General features: G+C 58.7%; 5 protein-coding genes. All 5 read right to left on the reverse strand.

Translation table 11 applies throughout. The annotated features are described in order from the left end of the window. Positions 1 to 21 precede the first annotated feature (21 nt). Positions 22 to 786, reverse strand: a complete 765-nt coding sequence (locus tag TY51_RS21925) for a hypothetical protein (protein WP_156117997.1) — start codon at positions 784 to 786, stop codon at positions 22 to 24. Positions 787 to 869: 83 nt separating this feature from the next. Beyond that, positions 870 to 2,096: a DUF4942 domain-containing protein gene (locus TY51_RS11960; RefSeq protein WP_197054750.1), complete on the reverse strand. Its 1,227-nt coding sequence runs from the start codon at positions 2,094 to 2,096 to the stop codon at positions 870 to 872. A 209-nt stretch (positions 2,097 to 2,305) separates the two neighbouring features. Next, on the reverse strand, positions 2,306 to 2,758 hold the full coding sequence (locus TY51_RS11965) for a hypothetical protein (protein WP_042249951.1): 453 nt from the start codon (positions 2,756 to 2,758) through the stop codon (positions 2,306 to 2,308). After that, positions 2,755 to 3,228 carry a hypothetical protein gene (locus TY51_RS11970; protein WP_156117998.1) on the reverse strand — a complete coding sequence of 158 codons (474 nt, stop codon included), beginning with the start codon at positions 3,226 to 3,228 and terminating at the stop codon, positions 2,755 to 2,757. Before TY51_RS11970 ends, TY51_RS11965 begins: the two co-directional genes overlap by 4 nt. Positions 3,229 to 3,239: 11 nt before the next feature. Further along, the gene (locus tag TY51_RS11975) at positions 3,240 to 3,497 is read right to left on the reverse strand and encodes a hypothetical protein (protein ID WP_042249953.1); all 258 of its coding nucleotides are present in this window, start codon (positions 3,495 to 3,497) and stop codon (positions 3,240 to 3,242) included. Positions 3,498 to 3,920: the final 423 nt, after the last annotated feature.

Here is a 3,920-nt window from a genome sequence, read left to right on the forward strand (position 1 = left end):
GAAGGGGACGCCCGGATCAGCTTACTCCTGCTTAGTCTTCCGTTTGAATTGATTTGCTCTAATAAATTCCACGCCCAATTGACGATATGTTTTATCCATATCCTCAATCCTCAATAGCATGTATCTTTCAGGCCACATCATCTTTAAAATATTTAAAATAATTCCTGAAAATCGAAGTATCCAAATATTAGCTTGATACCTTTTTTCTTCACCAGCGAGCTGATCAAAAACAACAAACGCTGAGTTACCGTCAGTTGGGTTAGTATAATAACTACTAAGATGCTCTATAGCGCCAATGTTAGGATGCCCGCCAAAATCAACAAAATTTTCTGTAAGGCTTGCAATTTCCGCCGCTAATTTAGCGTTGGATTTTTTCAAGAAATCTCTTGCTGCTTTGGGGCCATCTTTCCTAAATTTTTGTGCGGCCGCTTTTGTCTTATGTCGATTTTCCCAACAAGTTTGCCACTCTGAGCTGCTGGCAAAGAGGTGAGCGTAAGTCAGCGCCTCAAGCGAAGGTCGCAGAACAAGAGGAAGCTGATGGACACATCCTGCCTGTGCAAGCACGACTGCCGAGCGCCAATTGCTGTATGCGTAATTTATTAGCCCAACGGCTCTAAGCTTACCCGGACTACTCAAATTCCGAATAAGAATACCCATCGCCGTATCAGCCGCGTTAATAAACAAAGGCATGGGCCCGTCTAAATTTGACCTAACTGCGCCAAAATATTCACCAATACCACTCCACTCAGGCAAATCCTCAGGGCGCATTGGGGGAAATTTGTTCATGGCACTCCGATGGGTGGTCGGTAAAAATGGCCCCGCCGAAGCGGGGCCTAAGTCACTCCGTCGCAAAAAGGAGTAGGTTTTGCCTAGCACTTCTGAAGGGTCAGCACCACGGTGTTGATACGGACGCCCACGCTGGCGAAGCTCTCAGGCGGCAGGTCGCGCCACTGGTGGCAGCGATAGCCGCGCGGGGAATGCTGTGCGGCCCATGCCCGGAACCGCTCATGCTTGGTGGTCGATCCAACCTCGGCGGACGCGGGCAGGATCGCGCGCAGCTCGCCGCCCGGCGCAAGAAAGTCCCACGCATGTTTGACGTGATCCATGAAATGGGTGCCTGAAAACGGCGGGTTCATCAGGATCAGGTCATAGACCGGCGCAGGCGTGACCTTCAGGAAATTTGCGCAATGAACCTTGAGCGCAGGGTGAGCCATGCCGCGCAATGCCGCCGCCCGGTCGGGGTGGATTTCAACAGCGTCCACCGTCGCGCCCATCTTCAAGACGGGTCGGACGATAGCGCCAATCCCGGCGCTTGGCTCCAGAACACGGGTGCCCGCCTTGATCGTCAGATCAGAAAGCAATTCTTCAACCGTCGCCGCAGGCGTCGGGTAGAAGGCAAGATCCTTGGCAACGGCAGTTCCCGCACGAAAGTCGGCGGGCTGCTCGTCGGACGCGGCGGCATCGGCCAGCACTTCGCCGTAATAGTTCGCTAGGACCTGATTGACCTTCCGCAGCAGCTCCGCGTCTTTCACCCACAGGTGCAGGTTGCCGTTCTTGAAGCATCGGGCGGTGAAATACTCGGTCTCGATCTCGGTTTGACGCGCCCCCCATCCGCCGCGCCGGGCAGCATTGATCGCGCCCTCAAGGTCGCCATAGCTCCGCTGGCCGGACAGTTGCGAAAATACCCGCTCGACGTCCGCCAAGGTGCGCCGCATCTGTTCGCCCCTGCCGGAATAGGACCAATAACCGCCATCATCGAAAACCCATGTGAAGATCATGCGTTTGCCGATCTTGAACGCGTCGTGGCTTTTGAAAGCCGGGTCCAGTTCGGAAAAGGCGCGGGCCACGCCGCGCATGAAAATCAGGTCGGCATCGAGGGTCAGGCGTTCCAAGGTGGCGCGGATGTTCTCAAGCGTCGGCTCGGGCATGTCATCTGCGCTCATCTGCTTGTCCAGCTGGTCCCGCTCGGTGCGGTCCATGATTTCCTTGAGGCGGCTTTCCTCAACGATCCGCAGCCAAATTGCGGCATCGAGGGTGCGCTTATACCGGGCCAGGACGGCAACAGGATCAAAGGCGGAAAACAGGGTCGATTTCACGGCCTCGTTGTCGCTGTAGTGCAGATAGCAGGAATGCCCCGCGGTCGCGCCCTTGGCCGTCTCGGCCGCGTCCAGCGCGCGGCTGTAGCCGTCCGACAGGGTGCCGATAGCGTCCTGCATCTGCGTCAGCGCGGCCTCACGGGCGGCGCAGATGCTCAGGATGTTCATGGGCGCGACCAGCGCCCCGGCGCTGAATGTACTGCGGGTGTTCATGCTGCTGCCTCGTTCTCGATGGCTTCAAGGATTTGCTCGCGCAGCTCGGACAGCGGGTGCGCGTCGAAGTCGTCACCGCGAAAATCTTCCGGGTTGTCGTAACCGGGGATTTCGTCGTGGATGCGTTCGGCCAGACGGTCGGCAAGATCGGCCAGCGTCCCGGCGACAGTGACAGTCTCAAGGTCGGCATACTCGAACCGGGCTGCCGCGTTCCCGGACAGGGCGGCGAGGGCAAGGCCCGCGTCGTCGGCCTCGGCGTCATGGACAAGCCGCCAGCCTGCGCCGGTGTCGCCATAGATCGACCAGAAAGCCCGGCCTGCAGGGCTGCAAACCTCGATGGCTTCCGCATCCGTGCCCTCGCGGATCATCCTGACCGGCGACACGCGAAAGTCGGTAAAGGTGGCGGGGGTATCCCCCGCCACAAAACCGTTGAAGGAAAACCCGCTCATGCCGTTGCCTCCGGCTTTGCCGCAAAGGCATCGAGCATCAGGTAAAGCGTCTCCATCGTGGGCGGATCGCCATAGACGACCGTCCGCCCGGCCAATTCGGGGTCGGCTTCACACTTTGCCCGAACGGGCAAATCGTGATCCAGATAGGCGTTCACGGTGAAGCGGAATTTCCCGGTCCCGGCGTCGTAGAAATAGACGTGCCACTTCACCAACTGGTCGGGGTTCTCGTCGGCTTCCGCAAACAGTTCATCCGCTGCGATCCGCTGAACCTCCAAGGATCGGGCGCAATCGCGGATGAAACCATTGCTTTTCGGCCCGTCAAAGGCCGCGCTTTCGCGGATGCCAAACGCGTTTCCGGGGCAACGCTCCCGCACAAGGCGGGCCAAGATTTGGGCACTCCGCGCGGTGCCTGTTGCTGCAACGTAGGGGGCGGGGTGAATATCGGTCTGTACGACAGAAAAACGGGTCATCTGCGGCTCCCTCACTGGCTCAGTGCCGAATAGGTGCCTGCATCCTCATAGCGGATGATGGCATCGCCGGTCTGGGACAGGCCGCCCCAGAAGGGGCCAAGGAAACCGGCAATCTTGGGCTGGCCCTGCAATTCGGTCCGCAGGTTCGTGCGGGTCTCGGTCCCGGTGATTTCGGTGCCCATGTCGTCGACCCATGCGGCAAGGTCATCGGTCACAACGCGGCTCATGCCGCTGTCGTCGGTCATGGTGACAATTTCGAAAAGTGCCATTTGGCTTTCCTTTCTTTGCGACGTTCCCGCCCGGTCTTTGCGCCGTGGTCGGGTGCCCAAAATGGGCGTGGCAGGGGTCAGATAGTTCTGCCTTCAGCGGTGGGGAAAATTGCGTGAAAACAGTAGGGCCTGTTCCCGCTGCGAAGACGGGCTTGCCCCTCCTGTCACAAAAGTCTGCCTCTGATGGGCCGCAGCCCAATCTTGGCCCTGTGTCTTGATGCTGTCCGACATGTCGTGGCGCTCCTTCCTGTTCCGCCAGTGGCGAAGCCATCGCTGCTTTTCACTTTGGATGACCTCATGTCATCCGAAGGGCAAAGCAGGGTGGGCGCAGCCCGACCTGCGGCCGGACGGTGATCTGACACACGGGGCCGGAGCGGTGAAATTGGGAGGGACCCGCGCCTTGGCGTGGGAGGAACCGGATTT

This window comes from Paracoccus sp. PAMC 22219, from assembly GCF_000787695.1.
GTDB lineage: Bacteria > Pseudomonadota > Alphaproteobacteria > Rhodobacterales > Rhodobacteraceae > Paracoccus.